This is a genomic window from Gordonia metallireducens, from assembly GCF_021245825.1.
Classification (GTDB): Bacteria; Actinomycetota; Actinomycetes; order Mycobacteriales; family Mycobacteriaceae; genus Gordonia; species Gordonia namibiensis.
The window spans coordinates 1-19,098 of the sequence record NZ_JAJQJP010000017.1; the positions used below are offsets into that span (position 1 = coordinate 1).

General features: G+C 67.4%; 17 protein-coding genes. 3 read left to right on the forward strand and 14 right to left on the reverse strand.

The window, feature by feature from the left end; all coding sequences use genetic code 11:
* Positions 1-8 precede the first annotated feature (8 nt).
* On the reverse strand, positions 9-206 hold the full coding sequence (locus LQD00_RS04895) for a hypothetical protein (RefSeq protein WP_006865442.1): 198 nt from the start codon (positions 204-206) through the stop codon (positions 9-11).
* 225 nt (positions 207-431) lie between these two features.
* On the opposite strand from LQD00_RS04895, the gene LQD00_RS04900 reads away from it, so the two are divergent.
* Positions 432-2,102 carry an MFS transporter gene (locus LQD00_RS04900; protein WP_232715924.1) on the forward strand — a complete coding sequence of 557 codons (1,671 nt, stop codon included), beginning with the start codon at positions 432-434 and terminating at the stop codon, positions 2,100-2,102.
* Positions 2,103-2,134: 32 nt separating this feature from the next.
* Positions 2,135-3,415 (forward strand): SLC13 family permease, encoded by a 1,281-nt coding sequence (locus LQD00_RS04905; RefSeq protein ID WP_232715925.1) that lies wholly within the window; start codon positions 2,135-2,137, stop codon positions 3,413-3,415.
* A 129-nt stretch (positions 3,416-3,544) separates the two neighbouring features.
* On the opposite strand, the gene LQD00_RS04910 is transcribed toward LQD00_RS04905, so the two are convergent.
* The 7 genes from LQD00_RS04910 to LQD00_RS04940 all read right to left on the reverse strand — a co-directional run bounded on the left by LQD00_RS04910 (position 3,545) and on the right by LQD00_RS04940 (position 12,519).
* The gene (locus LQD00_RS04910; RefSeq protein WP_232715926.1) at positions 3,545-5,176 is read right to left on the reverse strand and encodes an acyl-CoA synthetase; all 1,632 of its coding nucleotides are present in this window, start codon (positions 5,174-5,176) and stop codon (positions 3,545-3,547) included.
* An 82-nt stretch (positions 5,177-5,258) separates the two neighbouring features.
* Positions 5,259-6,431, reverse strand: coding sequence for a lipid-transfer protein (locus LQD00_RS04915; protein ID WP_232715927.1), 1,173 nt, complete (start codon positions 6,429-6,431; stop codon positions 5,259-5,261).
* Positions 6,431-6,874: a MaoC family dehydratase gene (locus tag LQD00_RS04920; RefSeq protein WP_232715928.1), complete on the reverse strand. Its 444-nt coding sequence runs from the start codon at positions 6,872-6,874 to the stop codon at positions 6,431-6,433. Before LQD00_RS04920 ends, LQD00_RS04915 begins: the two co-directional genes overlap by 1 nt.
* A complete protein-coding gene (locus LQD00_RS04925) occupies positions 6,871-7,923 on the reverse strand; it encodes a bifunctional MaoC family dehydratase N-terminal/OB-fold nucleic acid binding domain-containing protein (RefSeq protein ID WP_308195923.1) in 1,053 nt (350 codons plus the stop codon). The genes LQD00_RS04920 and LQD00_RS04925 overlap by 4 nt, the downstream gene beginning before the upstream one ends.
* Complete coding sequence (locus LQD00_RS04930) at positions 7,920-9,083, reverse strand: acyl-CoA dehydrogenase family protein (RefSeq protein WP_232715929.1); 1,164 nt, start codon at positions 9,081-9,083, stop codon at positions 7,920-7,922. Before LQD00_RS04930 ends, LQD00_RS04925 begins: the two co-directional genes overlap by 4 nt.
* Before the next feature lie 2 nt (positions 9,084-9,085).
* A complete protein-coding gene (locus LQD00_RS04935; protein WP_232715930.1) occupies positions 9,086-10,210 on the reverse strand; it encodes an acyl-CoA dehydrogenase family protein in 1,125 nt (374 codons plus the stop codon).
* A gap of 119 nt (positions 10,211-10,329) precedes the next feature.
* A complete protein-coding gene (locus LQD00_RS04940) occupies positions 10,330-12,519 on the reverse strand; it encodes an acyl-CoA dehydrogenase (RefSeq protein ID WP_232715931.1) in 2,190 nt (729 codons plus the stop codon).
* Positions 12,520-12,655: 136 nt separating this feature from the next.
* Here LQD00_RS04940 and kstR point away from each other — a divergent pair, with 136 nt between their 5' ends.
* Positions 12,656-13,306 carry a cholesterol catabolism transcriptional regulator KstR gene (gene kstR / locus LQD00_RS04945; RefSeq protein WP_006865452.1) on the forward strand — a complete coding sequence of 217 codons (651 nt, stop codon included), beginning with the start codon at positions 12,656-12,658 and terminating at the stop codon, positions 13,304-13,306.
* Between the two features lie 6 nt (positions 13,307-13,312).
* Here the strand turns inward: kstR and LQD00_RS04950 are convergent, their stop codons facing one another.
* The 6 genes from LQD00_RS04950 to LQD00_RS04975 all read right to left on the reverse strand — a co-directional run bounded on the left by LQD00_RS04950 (position 13,313) and on the right by LQD00_RS04975 (position 19,087).
* Complete coding sequence (locus LQD00_RS04950) at positions 13,313-13,795, reverse strand: MaoC/PaaZ C-terminal domain-containing protein (RefSeq protein ID WP_232715932.1); 483 nt, start codon at positions 13,793-13,795, stop codon at positions 13,313-13,315.
* Entirely contained in the window at positions 13,792-14,802 is a 1,011-nt protein-coding gene (locus tag LQD00_RS04955; RefSeq protein WP_006865454.1) for an alpha/beta hydrolase, read from the reverse strand. The genes LQD00_RS04950 and LQD00_RS04955 overlap by 4 nt, the downstream gene beginning before the upstream one ends.
* 131 nt (positions 14,803-14,933) lie before the next feature.
* Complete coding sequence (locus LQD00_RS04960) at positions 14,934-15,704, reverse strand: SDR family NAD(P)-dependent oxidoreductase (RefSeq protein ID WP_232715933.1); 771 nt, start codon at positions 15,702-15,704, stop codon at positions 14,934-14,936.
* A gap of 52 nt (positions 15,705-15,756) precedes the next feature.
* Complete coding sequence (locus LQD00_RS04965) at positions 15,757-16,518, reverse strand: crotonase/enoyl-CoA hydratase family protein (protein WP_232715934.1); 762 nt, start codon at positions 16,516-16,518, stop codon at positions 15,757-15,759.
* Between the two features lie 132 nt (positions 16,519-16,650).
* Complete coding sequence (locus LQD00_RS04970; protein WP_232715935.1) at positions 16,651-17,889, reverse strand: FAD-dependent oxidoreductase; 1,239 nt, start codon at positions 17,887-17,889, stop codon at positions 16,651-16,653.
* A 19-nt stretch (positions 17,890-17,908) separates the two neighbouring features.
* On the reverse strand, positions 17,909-19,087 hold the full coding sequence (locus tag LQD00_RS04975; RefSeq protein WP_232715936.1) for a cytochrome P450: 1,179 nt from the start codon (positions 19,085-19,087) through the stop codon (positions 17,909-17,911).
* Between the last annotated feature and the right edge of the window lie 11 nt (positions 19,088-19,098).

Sequence of the window (19,098 nt, forward strand, 5' to 3'; positions counted from 1 at the left end):
GTCGGCGGTCACACCGCCGACGACGCGATGACCACCAGCGTCACGATGACGCCGATGAGCGCCGCCAGCATCGTCAGCACACGCCAGATGTGGAGGCGCGCAGGCGAAGCGTCGGTGGTGTTCGGAGAAGCGATCGGGGTCGCGCCGGTACTGGGTCCTGCAGCGGCGGACGCGACTGTGTTCGACGCAATGTGGGGTGAGGCCATGACCTTTCACCACTTTCGATTGTCCGGGGCCAACTTCGACCATGACGGCCTGCGGTTCACAGACCGGAGCACACTAGCCCGGTTCTGGTACTGCAGTGATAAATGTGTCATAAGTTACCCACGTTGCGGTGGTTCCCCTCACGCGTGTCGCGATAACGAAACCGCAACGCGGCGGACGGCAACCCTGAGATCCTACGAGTCACACATCGAAATCGGGGGCGGAAGATGAAATTGCCGAACGGATTCCGGATGGATGCGCGCTCCGCGTGGCTCGTCCTCGTCGCTTGCTTGTCCGTGAGCATGGTCGTCGCCGCGATGGCAGCACTCAACACGGCACTGCCCGACATCGCCGTCGACACCGGGGCCGACGCCGGCCAGATGACGTGGATCGTCGACGGTTACACCCTTGCGCTCGCCGCGTTGCTGTTGCCCGCCGGTGCGATCGGCGACCGCTTCGGGCGACGCGAGATCCTCATCATCGGTCTGATCCTCTTCGGTGTGGCGTCACTCGCCGCGATCTGGGTCAACGGCCCGGAACAACTGATCCTCACCCGCTGCCTGGCCGGCGCGGCCGCCGCGCTGATCATGCCGACGACGCTGTCGCTCATCACCTCCGGGATGCCCGACGGCCAGCGAGCCGTCGGCATCAGCATCTGGTCGGCGATCGCCGGTGGCGGTGCGATCGCCGGCTTCCTCGTCACCGGCCTGCTACTCGAATTCTTCTCCTGGCACTCGATCTTCATCACCTTCGCCGCGTCGTCGGGCGTCGCGGCGCTGCTGTGCTTCACGATCGGCACGTCGAAGGACACCGACCCCGGCCGCTTCGACATCCCGGGCACCCTGTGCTCGGTCCTGGCGATCGCCGGAGTGGTCTTCGGTCTCCTGGAGGCGCCCCACCGCGGGTGGGCCGATCCGCTGGTCCTCGCCTGCCTCGTCGGTGGCATCCTCCTCGCCGCACTGTTCGTGGTCGTCGAAGTGCGTTCGGCCTCTCCGCTCTTCGACGTCCGGCTGCTCCGCAACCGGGCCTTCGGTTCGGGGTCGCTGTCCGTGGCGGTGCAGTTCCTTGCCTCCTTCGGCATGTTCTATCTCGTCCTGCAGTTGCTGCAGCTGGTGTTCGGCTACTCGCCGCTACAGTCCGCCGTGGCGCTCATGCCGTTCGTCGCCGGCGTGGGGATCTTCTCGCTGCTGTCGAACTGGCTGGCGGTGCGGCTGGACTCGCTCAAGTTCGTGATCGCCGGTGGCGCCCTGCTGTCGGGAATCGGCCTGACCCTCATGGGCCTGATCCGGGTCGGCGACTACTGGACATTGGCGGCGATCCTGGCGGTCGTCGCCATCGGCATCGGCCTGGCCTCCGCCCCGGCGACCACCGCGATCATGTCCAACACCCCGCTCGACAACCAGGGTGTCGGTTCGGCGATCAACGACACCGCTCGCGAGATCGGTGCGGCCATCGGCATCGCGATCGCCGGTTCCATGGTCGCCGCCGGCTACAAGGCACGGATCGGGCCGACCGCGGACCTCGCCCGCGAGCAGCTCACCGCCGCCGGACAGCAGCAGATCGCCGCGGGTGACCCGACCGGCGGTCAGGCCACCATCGCCCAGGCCGAACAGTCGGGAACACTCATCGAGCGTTCCCTCGCCGAGGCGAGGGTCGTGGTCGACAACCTTTCCGCGCAGTCCGGCGAGCTCGCCGACAAGATCGCCGACGGCAGCCAGGCCGCCTTCGACGTGCCGTTCGAGCACGCCTCGCTGATCCTGGGCGGCATCATGCTCGCCAGCGCCGTCGTCCTGTTGTGGATCACTCCGCGTCGCGTCGTCGAGGGCCCGGTCATCACGAGCCGGACCGGTGACCTCGAACCCGATCCCGACCTCGACGACACCTACGCCCGCGACTGAGGCGTAGCCGGTCTGGGCGTACCCTTTCTGCGGTGCTCACCGTGGACAGTGCCGCCGGCTGCATCGTCAGCATCGCCGGCCTCGTCGTGGTGATCGTCGCAACCCTTGCCGCGCAGCGTGTCCCGGTGGTCCTGGTGGCGGCCCCGGTGGCCGGGTTGCTCATCCTGCTCGGTCTGACCGACCTCGACGCCGCGGCCGACGAGGTCATGACCATGGCGCCGACCATCGGCTTCCTCGCCGCGATGCTGGTGGTCGCCGACGTGTGCGCCCGCGAAGGCGTCTTCATTTGGGTCGGGACGGTTCTCGCCGGCTGGAGCCGAGCCTCGCCGTATCGCTTGCTGCGCATAGTCTTCGTGGCCGCGGCGGTGACCACCGCCATCCTCAGCCTCGACACCACGATCGTGCTGCTGACGCCGGTCGCCGTCGCCACCGCACGGCACATCGGCGCACGGGTGACCCCGATCGCCTTCTCCAGCGCCCATCTGGCGAACACCGCGTCGACGCTGCTGCCGGTCTCCAACCTGACCAACCTGCTGGCGTTCTCCGCCACCGGCTTCGGCTTCCTCGGCTTCACCGGGGTGATGCTGGCGCCGTGGATCGCGGCGATCCTCGTCGAGTACCTGATCTTCCGGTGGTACTTCTCCGGCGCACTCGGCAGTCCCACGCCCGGCGATCCCGCGCCCCGACCCCCAGACGCACAGCCCCGGCCGGCCGCGCCTCGTCCGACCCTTCTCCTCGTCGGCCTGGCCCTGTTGCTCGTCGCGTTCGTGGTCGCCGAACCGTTCGGTGTACCGCTCGCCGCAGTCGCCGGGGTGGGCGCGGTGCTCTTCACGCTGCCCGAGCTGCTCCGTTCCCCGGTGGCCACGCTGCGCAGCACGGTCACGGCGGTCAACATCCCGTTCCTGGGGTTCGTCGCCACGCTCGGCGTCGTCATCCTGCCGGTCCGCGACGGCCCGCTCGGCGACTGGATCGGCGGGATCGTCCCCTCGTCGTCGACGCTGCTCGGCATCCTGACGGTCGCCGTTCTCGCCGCCATCCTGGCGAACCTCGTCAACAACCTCCCGGCGACCCTCCTGCTGATCCCGCTGGTGGCCCACGACCCGGGCCTGGTCATGGCGATGCTGCTCGGCGTCAACATCGGCCCCAATCTGGCCTACTTCGGGTCGCTGGCCAACCTGCTCTGGCGGGAGATCATGCACCGCGACGTCGCCGCCCCGACCTCACGGGAGTACCTGAGGCTCGGCGCACTCACCGTCCCCGCGACGCTGGGTGTCGCCGTGCTCGCGCTGTGGGGGTCCCTCCAGCTCACCTGAGCGCCGCCTCGGCTCCCTGAGGTGCGAGCGAAGCGAGCCACGAAGGGCCTGGCGAGACAATGTCACCAGGCCCTTCGTGGCTCGTCGCTATCGCTCCTCGCACCTCAGGGAGCGAGAAGGTCCGCTCGACTAGACGGGAGTGCTCTCCTTCGCCGCCTCCGCCTTGGCCCAGCGGTAGTCGGCCTTGCCGGCCGGCGTGCGCTTGACCTCGTCGACGAACACGACGGTGCGCGGGACCTTGTAGCGGGCGAGGGTCTCGCGGCAGTGGTCCTGGATCTCCTCGAGCGTCGGCTCCTCGGCACCCTCGGCGAGAGAGATCACCGCGGCGACCCGCTGGCCGTACTTCTCGTCGGGGACCGGGACCACCAGCGCGTCCGCGACGGCCGGGTGCCCGTGCAGGGTGGCCTCGACCTCTTCGGCGTAGACCTTCTCGCCACCGGTGTTGATGCACTGCGAGCCGCGGCCGAGGAACACGATCGAACCGTCTGCCTCGACCGTGCCCATGTCACCCAGGATCGAGATGCGGGTGCCGTCCGGCAGCGTCGGGAAGGTCTTGGCGGTCTTCTCCTCGTCCTTGTAGTAGCCGAGGGGAACGTTGCCGATGCGCGCGATGTAGCCGACGTTGCCCGAGCCCGGTTCGATCTTGTTGAGGCTCTCGTCGACGACCATCATCTTGTCGGTCGGCGGCACCTTCAGGTTGCCGTTGTCGTCCATCATGATCTCGCCGTCGTTGCCCGACTCCGACGCGCCGAAGTTGTCGCGCAGCACCAGATCCGGCTTCACCGCGAGCATGCGGTCGCGCACGTGCTGCGACCAGATCGCGCCACCGGAGGTGATGGAGAACATCGACGACAGGTCGACCTCATCCTTCCGCTTCTCCAGTTCCTCCACGAGCGGCATACCCATGGCATCGCCGACGATGAGGACGATGTTGACCTTCTCCTTCTCGACCTCGGTGACGATGGCCTCCGGGTCGAAGTCGCGCTGGATCACGAGGCGACCGCCGAGGGTGAAGAACGTGAACAGCGAGTACGACGCCGCACCGTGCATGAGCGGGGCCGCGAGCAGGAAGGCGATGGACGGGAAATCCTTGACCGCCGTGCCGATCTCTTCGAGATCCTTGCGGGCCTCGCCGTAGGGGTTGCCACCCGAGAGCGGCTTACGGAAGAAGTCGTCGTGCTGCCACATGACGCCCTTCGGGTACCCCGTGGTGCCACCGGTGTAGAGCAGGTAGAGCTCTTCGCCGTTGCGCGGCTCGAAATCGCGGTTGTCCGGCTTGGAGTAGGCATCGGCGAAGGACACGATCTCGACCGTGCGCCCGTCGGGCAGGTCGGCGACCGCCTGGGTGAGCTCCTCGACGACATCGCCGATGACGAACACCGTTCGGACGGTGGGCGTCTCGGCGAGCAGCGCGGCGACGCTGCGCTGATGCTCGGGGAGTTCGACGATGATCGCGCGCGAGTCGGAGTTGTCGAAGATGTACTGCAGTTCGGCGTTGGTGTACCGGTAGTTGATGTTGACCGGCACCGCGCGGACCTTCAGGAGCCCGAGGAGGCTGGTGACGTGTTCGACGCTGTTCTTGAGGAACAGTGCGACGTTGTCGAAGGCGCCGACCCCCGCGCCCGCGAGCAGGTGTGCCACCTGGTTGGACAGCTTGTCGAGTTCGGCGTAGCTGATCTGGCGGCCCTGATAGCTGAGCGCGATCCGCTCGGGCACCGAATCGGCGACCGTCTCGAAGACATCGGCGAGGTTGAACTTCATTCTGCGCGCTCCTCGTTCTCAAGAGTGTTGTTGCACTGGACTGGCTGGTCGGGACTGATGTGGTCGGTGCATACGGTTCCGGTCATGCGGTGAGCACCAACCCGCTTGTGGGAACACCGGTTCCGGCGGTGACGACGACCTTCTCGGCGTCGTCGACCTGGTTGACGGAGGTTCCCCGGATCTGACGGACGGCCTCGGCGATGCCGTTCATGCCGTGGATGTAGGCCTCGCCGAGCTGGCCGCCGTGGGTGTTGAGCGGCAGGCGGCCACCCACCTCCAGGGCACCGGGCTCACGGACGAAGTCCTTGGCCTCGCCGCGTCCGCAGAAGCCCAGCTCCTCGAGCTGGAGCAGCGTGTACGGGGTGAAGTGGTCGTAGAGGACGGCCATGTCCATGTCCTCGGGACCGAGGCCGGACTGCGACCACAACTGTCGTCCGACGAGCCCCATCTCGGGCAGCGATGCCAGTTCGTCGCGGTAGTAGCTGGTCATGATGAACTGGTCGGCCGCGGAACCGGCTGCGGCCGCGGCGATCACGGCCGGCGTGTGCGGCAGGTCCTTGGCCCGCTCGGCCGACACGATCACCAGGGCGACACCGCCGTCGGACTCCTGGCAGCAGTCGAGCAGATGCAGCGGCTCGGCGATGTACCGGGAGTTCTGGTGGTCTTCCAGGGTGATCGGCTTCTCGAAGAAGAAGGCGTCGGGATTGACCGCGGCGTGCTTGCGGTCGACGACGGCGATCCGGCCGAAGTCCTCACTGGTGGCGTTGTAGTCGTGCATGTACCGCTGGGCGATCATCGCGACGAACGCCGCCGGCGTCGACAACCCGTGCGGGTAGCTGAAGGCGTTCTCCGTGCCCGACGAGTTCTCCTGGTTGGCTACCGCCGAATTCACCTGTCCGAACCGCAGTCCCGACCGCTCGTTGAACGCACGGTAGGCGACGACGACGTCGGCGACCCCCGTCGCCACCGCCATCGCGGCCTGCTGCACGGTCGCGCACGCGGCGCCGCCGCCGTAGTGGATCCGCGAGAAGTAGGTGAGCTCGGGGATTCCGACGGCCCGGGCGACCGAGATCTCGCTGTTGGTGTCCATGGTGAACGTGACGAGACCGTCGACGTCGGCCGGCGTGAGACCCGCGTCGGCGATGGCCGCCGACACCGCCTCCGCCGCGAGCCGCAGCTCGCTGCGCCCGGAGTCCTTGGAGAACTCGGTGGCCCCGATGCCGGCGATCGCCGCCTGTCCGGACAGCCCGCCCATCAGTGCCCCTCCCCTTGTGTCGTATCCGAGGTGCCCTCGCCGATGGTGAGGGTCACGGTGGAGATGACGTGCTTGCCCAGCGAATTGGTTCCGGTGACGGCGACCGTCAGCAGGCCGTCGTCGGCGACCTCGGCGACCTCGCCGGTGAAGGTGACCGAGTCGTAGGCGTACCACGGCACACCCAGTTTCAGTGCGATCGAACGGATTCTGGCGGTGGGCCCCGCCCAGTCGGTGACGAATCGTTCGACCAGACCGGTGTCGGTCAGGATGTTGACGAAGATGTCCTTGGACCCCTTGGCCTGCGCGAGGTCGCGGTCGTGGTGCACGTCCTGGAAGTCGCGGGTGGCGAGTGCCGTCGCGACGACGAAGGTCGGGGTCGCGTCGATGACCAAGGGCGGCAGTGTGGTTCCGACGCCCACCGCCGGAGTGGCGACACTGGTCATGCTTCTCCCCCTTCACTCACCGGTTCCCAGGCGTACAGCGTCCACGCCGGCGTTCCGGCCTCATCGCGGGCCGGGAAGTCCAGGAACGTCGCCCGGACCGGCATCCCGATCTCGACGTCCTCCGGTTCGACGCCACGCAGTTCACCCAGCATCCGCACACCTTCGTCGAGCTCGACAAGGGCCACGACGAACGGCAGCTGCCGGCCGGGGACCTTGGGTGCACGATGAACGACGTAGCTGTAGACGGTTCCGGTTCCCGAGGCGACGACGTAGTCGGTCTCCGGGACCGATCCATCGGCCTCTCGTGGCTTCCAGGTAGCCGGGACCGGCGGATGACGCAGGGCGCCCTCGCCGTCTCGCTGGATGCGCAGTTCGTGTGCGGCGACACCTTCCCAGAAGAAGGCGGTGTCCCGCGAGACGCTCGGCTTCAGCAGACGCGCCGGGTCGAGATCGTCGGGCACCGACGAAACCGGCTCGGGTGCAGCATCCTTGGCGGCCGGGCGGAACTTCAGGATGCGGAACCGCATCTCCGCGACGACCTCGTCCGCACCGTTCTCGTCGGGCACCGACCACACGTTGCGGGTCGTGAAGAACCAGCCCTCACCGAGCGCGGTGTTCTTCGGTCCGGCGATCTCGACGAGTTCGGCCGACAGCGACACCTGCTCACCCGGCCGGATGTAGCGGTGATAGACGGTGTCGCAGTTGGTCGCGACCACCGAGGTGAAACCCGCGTCATCGAAGAGCTGTGTCGCACGCCCGAGCGGATCGTCGGCCGTGCGGACGCCGTTGAGACCGCGCATGGTCCACACCTGGGCCATCGCCGGAGGTGCCACCACACCCGGATGTCCGGCAGCACGCGCCGCGGCGTCGTCGACGTAGATGGGATTCTCGTCACCCATCGCTTCGACCCAGTTGTTGATCATCGGCTGGTTGATCGGGTCGCGCCCACGCACCGGTGCGCTCGCACCGTCGTCCATGATCGCCTGCGCCGCAGCGCGGATCGCCTCGTCCCCGGTCAACTCGGTCCCGGTCATCTCGGGCGCGCTCACCGCTTGGCCCTCGGGAGTCCGAGGCCGGCGGTGGCGATCATGTCGCGCATGACCTCGTTGACCCCACCGCCGAAGGTGATGACGACGTGACGCTTCTGCTGGACGTCGAGCCAGTCCACCAGGGCGGCGGTCTCGGGATCGGTGAAATCGCCGTAGCGACCGATGATCTCGTTGGCCATCCGGCACACCGACTGGATGCGTTCGGTGGAGAACACCTTCGTCGCGGCGGCGTCGGCCATCGAGATCGCCTCGCCGGTGGAGGCGACCTGCCAGTTCAGGAGTTCGTTGATCCGGCCGTAGGCGTCGATGGTGGCCAGGGCCCGGCGCACATCGGGATGCTTGGCGATCACGGTGCCGTCGGGACCCGGACGCTGCGCCCAGGCCCGCAGCCGTGCCGCCAGACCGTCGATGCGGCCGGCCGGTCCGAGCATGACGCGTTCGTGGTTGAGCTGGGTGGTGATGAGCTTCCAGCCGTCGCCCTCCTCGCCCACTCGCATCGACACCGGGACCTTCACGTCCTGGTAGTAGGTGGCGTTCACGTGGTGGGCACCGTCGGCGGTGATGATCGGCGTCCAGCTGAACCCGGGATCCTTGGTGTCCACGATGAGGATCGAGATGCCCTTGTGCTTGGGCGCGTCCTTGTCGGTGCGCACGGCCAGCCAGATGTAGTCGGCGTCGTGACCACCGGTGGTGAAGATCTTCTGGCCGTTGACCACATAGTGGTCGCCGTCGAGCACGGCGGTGGTGCTCAACGACGCCAGGTCGGTACCGGCCTCGGGTTCGGTGTAACCGATGGCGAAATGCACATCGCCGGCCAGGATCGCGGGCAGGAACTTTCGCTTCTGCTCCTCGGTGCCGTGGACCTGCAGGGTCGGGCCGACGGTCTGCAGGGTGACCGACGGCAGCGGGACGTCGGCACGAACGGCCTCGTTGGTGAAGATCTGCTGTTCGATCTCCCCGAATCCCTTGCCGCCGAACTCCTTCGGCCAGCCCACACCGAGCCAGCCGTCGTCACCCATGCGCTTGATGACCTTGCGGTACGTGGGTCCGTGCCGCTCGGTCAGCATGACTTTCGCTTCTTCCGGGGTCACCAGGTCGGCGAAGTACTCCCGGAGTTCCTCCCGCAGCGCGCGCTGCTCGGGCGTCAGATCGATGAACATGCTCACCCCTGTGCTCGGTCGGCCGGGGCAGCGCCCTCGGTGATGTCGGCGAGTTCGTCGAGCCGCACGGCGGCCCCACCCACCAGGCGGGCGAGATCCTTGGCGACGGAGAAGTACCGGTGCAGCGGATAGGTGATGTCCACGCCGATGCCGCCGTGCAGGTGGGTCATCGTCCGCAGGGTCGGCGGGATCTCCTCGGCGAGCCAGTAGGCGGCGACGCCGAGATCGGTTCCGGCATCGAGGCCTTCGGAGAGGCGCCACGCCGCCGCAGTGGTCGACAGATCCATCGACCGGCCGACGACGTAGATGTCGGCGAGCTGCTGGCCGACGGCCTGGAACAGCGCGATCGGCTTGCCGAACTGTTCGCGGGTCGAGACGTGGTCGGCGGTGAGCCGGGTGGCCCCGGCGACGAGACCGTCGGCATAGGCACACAGTGCCAATCGGTAGCGGTCGCGCAGGACCGACAGCTCACGACTGATGACGTCGGCATCGTCGACGGCGACGTCGTCGAAGGTGACCGTGTACTCGCCCCAACCGCTCGACGACGGAGTACGCGTGAGCGTGACGCCGTCGGCCGTCGGCGAGACGGCCACGACGCCGGCATCGGACGTGACGAGCAGAACCGAGGCCCCCTCGGCGTGCAGGACCCCTACCTTGGTGCCGTTGAGCTTTCCGCCCCGAACGCCCGTCTGCGGGGTCGGCGTCAGCGGGTCGCCGTGTTCACCGATCGCGATCGCGGCCCAGCGGCCACCGGTCAGGGAGCCGGCCCAGCGCGACCACACATCCGCACCATCGCCGGCGGCCTTGGCGAAGACGAGCGCGGCGGTCAGAGTGCCGAGCGCCGGGGTCACCGCGGCCGCCCGCCCCATCCGACGGAACAGCGGCAGCAGTCCAGACTCGTCGACCTCGTCACCGTCGTGGTGCGCCGGCAACGGCAACGCGAGCAGCCCGGCGTCGACGAGCGCCTGCCAGGTCTCGGCGTCGAAGCCACCGACCTGATCACCTGCTCCCGACCCGCCGGAATCCCCCTTGCCGAAAGTCGACTCCCAGTCGGGTTGTCGTCGTGCGAACACGTCCTCCGCGACGTCGCGAACCGCGATCGCCGTGCCGTCCAGGGCAAAGTCCACCCTGTGTCTCCTCACCGTGCGCGAACTACAGAACTAGAACTTGTTCTAGTTGTATCAGAGTCGGCCCATCAGAGGGTAGAGATCCGGTTTTATCTGCGGTTTCGTACGGCCGCGAACGGTCAGCCGCGTGGCAAACCGAGAATGCGTTCCGCCGCCGCGGTCTTGAGGATCTGGGTCGTACCGCCGGCGATCGACAGGCAGCGGTTCTGCAGCACGGCGTCGGACGCATCGGTGGCCGCGAGGCCCTGCACGCCAAGGAGCTGCAGGGCGAGATCGGGTACCGATTGGCGGTGCTGCACGCCGATCAGTTTGCGAACGCTGGACAACGCACCCGGGTCGAGTCCGGCGAGCTGCTGCGTGGCCGCGCGGGCGTCGAGAACCCGGCCGACGTGTGCGTCGGCGAACTGGCTGCCGAGTGCCACGCGTTCGGCGTCGGAGAGGTCGCGCGTCATCCCCTGCACCTGCCGCAGCAGCGACTCCATCTCCTTGCCGAGTCCCGATCCGCCCATCGCCACGCGCTCGTTGGCGAGGGTGGTGCGGGCGAGCCGCCAGCCGTTGTCGATCTCGCCCACCACGCAGTCGTCGGGCACGACGACATCGTCGAGGAAGACCTCGTTGAAGTTGGCGCGACCGGTCAGCTCGCGGAGCGGCCGGATGTCGATCCCCGGCGAGGACATGTCGACGAGGAAGTAGGTGATCCCCTTGTTCTTGGGGGCCTCGGGATCGGTGCGCGCCAGGCAGATGGCCCACTGCGCATTGTGCGCCTGCGAGGTCCAGATCTTCTGACCCGACAGCTTCCACCCGCCGTCGACGCGTTCGGCCCTGGTGCGCAGCGCGGCGAGGTCGGAACCGGCCTCGGGTTCGCTGAACAGCTGGCACCAGACGATCTCGCCGGCGAGGGTGGGGCGGACGAAGCGTTCGAGCTGGGCGTCGGTGCCGTGCGACAGGATCGTCGGGATCGCCCAGGCGCCGATGACGAGGTCGGGGCGGACGACGCCGGCCGCGTCGAGTTCGGTGTCGATCAGCAACTGCAGGGCCGCATCGGCCCCGAGTCCGTACGGCGCCGGCCAGTGCGGGGTGAGGTAACCGGTCTCGGCGAGCACGCGCCGCTGGTCGTCGGCGTCGGTCTCCGCAGCGATACGGGCGACCGTCTCGCGGACCTCGTCGCGCTTGTCCTCGACCTGCGACAGATCCAGCGCGAAGCGTCGGCGAGCACCGGCGACCCCACGGTCGGCGAGCGCGGTGGCGGCAGTGTGCGCGTGGTCCAGAGCAGCCTGCGCCGCGAGTGCGGACCGCAGGTAGAGATGCGCGTCGTGCTCGAAGGTGAACCCGATCCCGCCGAGCACCTGGATGCAGTCCTTGGCCGTGGCCGCCGGCGCTTCGGCCACCACGACGTCGGCGGCGAGTCTGCTGATCTCGAGTTGCTCCCGCGCAGCGGCAAGTTCATCGGGGGATGCACCGAGCACCTCGTCGACCGCGCCGGCCACGTCCCATGCGACCGCCGTGACCTCCTCACTGCGGCAGAGCATCTCGGCGCAGATGTGCTTGATCGCCTGGAACGATCCGATCGGCGCACCGAACTGCGTGCGGACCTTGGCGTAATCAACGGCGGTGTCGAGAGTCCAGCGCGTGACCCCGCTCTGATACGCCGCGAGGGTCGCCGACAGCAGCCCTTCGACGAGCGGCGCGTCGGGTAGTTCGACGAGGTCGTCGGGGGTGACACCGGTCAGTCGTACGCGCGCCACCGAGGTCGTACCGTCGAGCGGAGTCTCCGGCGCGATGTCGGCGCTGCCGACATTCGGCGGGATGATCCACCACCGACCGTCCCGACCGGGGACGTCGAGCGCCGCGAGGACCGCGACACCCTCGGAGTAGCCGCCGACGAGCCCGAGGTCGAGAGCATCGGACAGCGGCGCGGCCGCCCCACCGGCGTGGCTCACGACCGGCGCGACGACGGGCACCGCACCTTCGAGGATCTGGTCGAGGAGCGCCTGCGCCCGCGCATCGGTGCTGGCGGAAAGCGCGATGGCGGCGGTCACCGTCGACGCGATGGGCCCCGGGACCAGCTCGATGCCGCACTGCTCGATCATCGCCGCCACGTCGACGAATTCCGCTCCGAGACCGCCTGACGTCTCCGGCACCGCGGCCGCGAACACACCGAACTCCGCGAGCTGACCGAACAGCGCCGTCCACTGGTCGCGCGGTTTGTCGATGTCGGAACGGACGAGTTCGGTCACCTTCGCGGCGCGCGCCCAGGACTCGATGCTGTGGCAGACGGCTTGCTGTTCGGGAGACGTGGCGATTGTCACGAGTGATCCTCTGTATGTCGAGTTGTGAGGAATAATTAGAACCTGTTCTAATATGCCATGGGTGGAGGTGATCGGGTAGCCACCCGTGAATCCCCACCTCCCCGGTCGCCGATCACGTGAGGATGTTCGTAAACACATGGCCCGCTCTGCACCAGGCAACGCCGCGGTCGACGCCCCAGCCGGGGCCACGACCCCTGCCGCGTCGCCCGAAGCCGGTTCCACCGCGCAGCGCGAACGCCGCCGCCGCATCCTCGACGCGACGCTCGCACTTGCCTCCAAGGGCGGCTACGACGCCGTCCAGATGCGCACCGTCGCCGACAAGGCCGACGTCGCGGTCGGCACGCTCTACCGCTACTTCCCGTCCAAGGTCCACCTGCTGGTGACGGCACTGGCTCGCGAGTTCGAACGCGTCGAATCGAAGGTCGACCGCTCACAGCTGCGGGGCGACACCCCGGTCGACCGGCTGCGCCACGTCCTGGACATGATCACCTTCGCGATGCAGCGCGACCCGCTGCTCACCGAGGCCATGACCCGCGCCTTCATGTTCGCCGACGCGTCGGCGACCGCCGAGGTCGATCAGGTCGCCGGCATCATCGACCGGCTCCTCGCCGGTGCCATCGTCGGCGTCGGCGAGCCCACGGAAGAAGATCTCGCGATCGCGCGCGTGCTCTCGGACGTGTGGATGTCGAACCTCGTGCAGTGGCTGACCCGGCGCGCGTCGGCCACCGACGTCACCAATCGCCTCGAACTCACGGTCCGGCTCCTGCTCAAGGACCGCGCCAACTGAGCTGATTCAGTCGTTCCGGTCGGCCGGCAGAGGGGTGCCGGCCGACCGCGCGTGTACGTATGCCTCGACGACGGTCCGCATGACCGGTTTACCCGCGTCGTTCACCAGTTCCGACGTGGACGTTACGAGCGCGCGGTCACGGTCGTCGAACTCGACGGCGTCGATGGTCAGCGAACCGGTCAACGTGTCCCCGGGGCGCACCGGCCGGAGGAACACGACATCGGCAAGTCGCTTGCCCGCGATGACTTTCCAGCGGTACAGGACCCCGGTCACCGCGAGTTTCTGGTAGATCGACATCGTGTGCAGCCCGCTGGCGATGAGCCCGCCGTAGACGCCGGCCTCGGCCGCGGCCTTGTCGGTGTGGAAGTCCTGCGGGTCCCACTGACGGGCGAAGTCGAGCAGTTCGTCCTCGGTCACCTGATGAGTGCCGAATCCGAACACCTGCCCGACCTCGAGATCATCCGCCCACAGTCGATCGGCGTCGCTCACTTCAGATCTTTGGCGATCATCGGCCACGTCGTCTTGAGGTCGCGCTCCCAGTAGCCCCAGGAGTGGGTACCGTCGGGCCGGAACAGGACCTTGTGCGGAACCTTCAACGCGCGCATGCGTTCTGCCATCTGCTTGGTGCACTCGTTGACGGCGGCTTCGATGACACCACCGAGGACCACCTGATTGGCCAGGGTCAACGGGTCACCGGCGATCAAAGGTGCCTCGAGGCGGTCGTACCAGCCCGGGAGGCCCGTACCACTGGTCATGTAGACCTTGGTGCCCCGGAGTTTCGCGGCGTTGACGTACGGGTCGTTCTTGCGCCAGCCCGCCGAGTTGACCGGGCCCCACATGTTGTCGACGTTGCCCATGCCGCGATCGGCGACGACCATCCGGATGTAGGTCTGGCCCAAGGGATCACTGGTTCGAGCGCAACCACTGTAGGCGGCCACCGACTTGTAGAGCTTCGGGGCGGAGATGGCGAGGTTCAGCACCGAGGTGCCGGCCATCGAGATGCCCGCGATCGCGTTCTTGCGAGTGGTGTTGAACTCCTTGTCGACCAGCGGCGGGAGTTCCTTGGTGAGGAACGTCGTCCACTTGTTGCGGCCGAGCACCGGGTCGTCGCGCTGCCAGTCGGTGTAGTACGAGAACGCGCCACCGATGGGCGTCACGACGTTGACCTGCTTGTCGCGGAAGAACTTGGAGTACTGCGTCTTCGCCGCCCAGGTCGCGGAGTCCTCGCCACCACCGGCACCGTTGAGGAGGTACAGGGTCGGGCGCGGCTTGGTGAGGTCCTTGGGGCGCAGCACGTTGACCGGGACCAGCCGGCGCATCGCGGCCGAGTAGACGATCAGTGTCGTCTGCTGGGCCGAGTCGTGGATGACGGTGTCGATCCGGGCGCGGTTGGGGTCGGGGGCCGGCGCAGCAAGAGCCGCCGGTGCCCATCCGGTCGCCGCCACTGCAACGGCACACGCGACGACGCTCAGTCGCCTCTTCCACGAGGAACGCACCAATAGCCCCTTTGGTTAACAATATTCTCAGACTTAACAAAGGTAACCGGGATCGGTGAAGCACCCCAAGCCGAGACGGTCGTCGTTGTGCTTTTGTGATGTGGGGCAACTGCACAGTGCGGCAACCTCGGTCAGCGCGGCTGAAACCGCTGCGCACCGTCGAGGCGCACGATCTCGCCGTTGATGTAGCTGTTCTCCAGCAGGTGTTGCGCCAGCGCGGCGAATTCGTCGGGAAGACCGAGACGCTTGGGGTAGGACACACCGGCGGCGAACTTGGTGAGCGCCTCCTCCCCCATCGACTCCATGATCGGCGTCCGCATCGTGCCGGGCGCGATGGTGTTCAGGCGCACGGCAACCGAGCCGAGGTCGCGTGCGCCGGAGAGGGTGAGACCCATGACCCCGGCCTTGGCGGCGGCGTAGGCGGTCTGCCCGATCTGCCCCTCGTAGCCGGCGATCGAGCTGGTCATCACGACCGCGCCGCGCTCGCCGGACTCCTTGGGTTCACCGGCCGCCAGCTTCGCCGCGGTCAGCCGCAAGACGTTGTAGGTGCCGGTGAGATACAGGTTGAGGGTCTTGACGAACCCCTTCATCTCGGCGGGTGATCCATCACGGCCGACGATCCTCTGCGCCACACCGAATCCGCCGTGTGCGATGACCGCGTAGCGCAGGTCGCCGAGTTCACCTGCCTGCTCGAGTGCGGCGTTCACGGAATCGTCGTCGAGCACGTCGGTGCGCGCATAGATCGCCCGCTCCCCCAGTTCTTCGGCGAGCTCCTTCGCCGGTTGGTCGGCCAGGTCGGCGATCACGACCGAAGCGCCTGCGGCATGCAGCCGACGCACCGTCGCCGCACCGAGTCCGCCTGCACCACCGGTGACGACGGCGACTTCACCCTCGAACGACATCTGTTCTCCTCACATCGATTTCACGTGCTGATCGGCCGGGCGTTCACGTGGCCTAGGTGCCGGTCCACTCGGGCTTGCGCTTCTCGGCGAAGGCGCGGGCGCCCTCGATCGCGTCCTTCGAGGTGAAGACCGGAGCGAGCAAGCGTCCCTGACGGTCCCACTTCTCGTCGTCGCTCCACGATTCCGACTCGGCGATGATCCGCTTGGTGACCGCGACGGCCAGCGGGCCGTTCTCGGTGATGCGCTCCGCCAGGGCGAGAGCGCCGTCGAGCGCCCCACCCTCGTCGGTGAGGATGTTGACGAATCCCCAGTCGGCGGCCTGTTCGGCGGTGAAGTTGTCGCCGGTCAGCGCCAGTTCGAGGGCCTTGGAGTACGGGATCTTCTTGGGCAGGCGCAGAAGTCCGCCGGCACCCGCCACGAGGCCACGCTTGACCTCCGGGATGCCGAACTTCGCCGACTTCGATGCGACGACGAGATCGGTGGCGAGAACCAGCTCGGTTCCGCCCGCGAGCGCGAAGCCCTCGACGGCGGCGATGACGGGCTTGGCCGGCGGCTTCTGCGTGAAGCCCAGACCGCGCCCCTCGATGGCCACCGACTCACCGGCGGCGAAGGCCTTCAGATCCATTCCGGCACAGAAGTTCCCACCAGCACCGGTCAGGATGGCGACCGACAGCTCCGGACTGTCGTCGAGCTCGTCCATCGCGTCGGCGAGCGACTGGCTCACCTCGTGGTTGATCGCATTGCGCGCCTGCGGCCGATTGATCGTGATGACGAGGATGCGCCCCCGGCGCTCCACGAAAACTGCGTCGGACATGTGTCGTTGACCCCTCACCGATATCGACGATCGCTGCGGCACGCTCACCCGAGATCGGGCGGCGTCGGCCGCAGCTCAGCAGTGATCGTAAACAGAGACCGCCCGCCGAATGGGGGAAATGAACGAACTGAGTTACATAAGTGACGGTGCGTCGACCCGAATCACATCGAGCATCGCCTCCCGCGAGGTGAACTTGGTACGGCATCGTCCCGGTAGCGCCCGGCCTACCTCGGCATGGTCGATCGCACACCAATCGGCATAGTCGGTGACCCCGTCGGGCAGCATGTGGTCGACGCCTGCCGGTCCCGGCTTTCCTCCGAGCCCAGCCGAGAGCGCTGCCGCGATCTCCGCGGCCGCCTTCTTCGCAACACCCCTGTTCTCGGCGAGGTTGCCCAGCACCCCACTCTGCGCGCCTCCCACCCGGAACACGGACGTGCCGGCCATCGCAACGTCGACGTCACCGCCCTCGGGCACGAATCCGATCGCCGTGATCACCGTGTCAGCAGCGAACTCGACCTCGCCGACCGGCTGGCCTGAGCGCGTACCGGCGACGATCGTCCGGCCGTCGCGATGGTTCACCGCACGGGTCTCGACCCCGAAGTGGATGTCCACCACCACTTGTGCGTCGCCCGAACCTTCATCGGCCGCTTCGTGCACACCCTCACCGTCGACACGCACCTGCACCCCGGGCAGGTCGCACAGTTCGCGGAACATCGCGGAATCCCACCGGACCCGGTCACGCGGCCCGCGTGCGACGATGTCGATGTGACGGACATTCTCCGTACCCAGCACAGCCCTCGCCTCGTCGTCGATGTCGCTACCGACGAGCTCGTCGTCGGTCTTGCACACGAGACGCGCGACGTCCATCGCGACATTGCCCGCACCGACGACGACCACGGATTCACCCAGGGCGCCGAATGATTCGACGGTGGAACCACGGAGGACACAGTCAGGGTCTGCGTTGAGGAAGCGCAGCAGTTCGCCGGCGCCGAGGACACGCGCTTCCGGATGCAGAGGCACTTCCATCCGGCGGTCGTAAGGCAGACCGGTGGCGATCACGACCGCGTCGAACGCTGAGTCGAGATCCTCGAGTGAGAGGTCGTCGCCGATGGTCGTATTGCCGACGAAAGCCACTCCCGGTGAGGTGAACAGTCGTTCGAACTGTCTGGCAACATTTTTCATGCCCTGGTGATCGGCCGCTACGCCATAGCGGATCAGACCGAACGGTGTGACCCGCCGGTCGAACACTGTGATCTCGACGTCGGGTATCAGGCGCCGCAGTGCGATGGCGGTGTAACAACCCGACGGTCCGGCGCCGATGATGGCCACATGCCCGGGTCCCGCTGATTGTCCTGGAGAAAGATTCGTCATCGTGTGTCCTCGCGGATGTTCAGTGGAGGCGGATCGGCAGTTCGCGGTAATTGCGTCCGCGGTCGGTGTTGTATGTGACCGGTTCGCCGACGAGCTCGATGCGCTCATACCGCTCGGCGATGGTGGTGAACATAGTCTCGAGCTCGACACGCGAGAGCATTTGCCCAGCGCAGGCGTGCGGTCCGAGGCTGAACGAGATGTGCTTCGTCGAGAGCGGACGCGTGTGATCGAACTCATCGGGACGCTCGAAGACCTCGGGATCGCGGTTGGCGGAACCGATCATGAAGCGGACCGTGCTCCCGGCCGGGATCGCCACTCCTCCGATCACGATGTCCGCCGTCGTGATCCGCTGGAAGGACATCTCGGCCGGGTGCAGACGGATGAGCTCCTCGATGATCATCGATCGCTCTTCGGGCTGGTTGCGGTAGGTGTCGAAGATGTCCGGCCGCTCGGCGAAGAACCGCAGGCCCACGGCCCCGGTGAAACCGGGGTTGTGACCGCCCGATCCGAAGAACAGCATCAGGGTCTGCAGTACCTGTCGTTCGGTGAGCTCGCCGCGGTCCTGGGCGGCGAGCAGCTCGTCCGCCAATCCGTTCCCAGGGTTGCGTCGCTTCTCCGCGACCATCTCGGCCACCCGTCCTTCGAGGTAGGCGAATGCGCGGGCAGCCACCGCGTCCGAATCGGGATGCGGTTCGGCGACAAGCGCATCCATTGCGGTGATCATCGCCTCGGGAACCGGCTTTACGTCGTGCTCGGGGAAACCGAGCACACGGCACATCGTGACGTGGGTCGGCCGGACCGCCAGCTCGAGGTGGGCTTCGATGACGTCTCCGGGCGCGGCGCGGTCGAGCGTCTCGTTGACGACGTCCGCGGTGTGCTGCGCCCACTGCTTGATGAGTTTGGGTGTGAACCACTTGTTGGTGCGGCGACGAAGCGCGGCGTGTTCCGGCGGGTCCTTGAACAACATCGTGTGTGCGAAGGCTTCCCAGGCACCCATGTCGGGATCGGCGACACTCATGCACGGGTCCTTTGCCCACTTCACGATATCGGCGTGGCGGAGCACGAGGTGCGTACCGTCGGCGAGCTGACACACCGGGCTCTCGCTGCGCAATCCCGCGTACCAGGGGTAGGGGTTGTCGCGGAACTCCTGGTCGCTCCACGGCAGGGACGTCACGTGCGACTCAGTCGTCACGGTCATCGGGGCTCCTT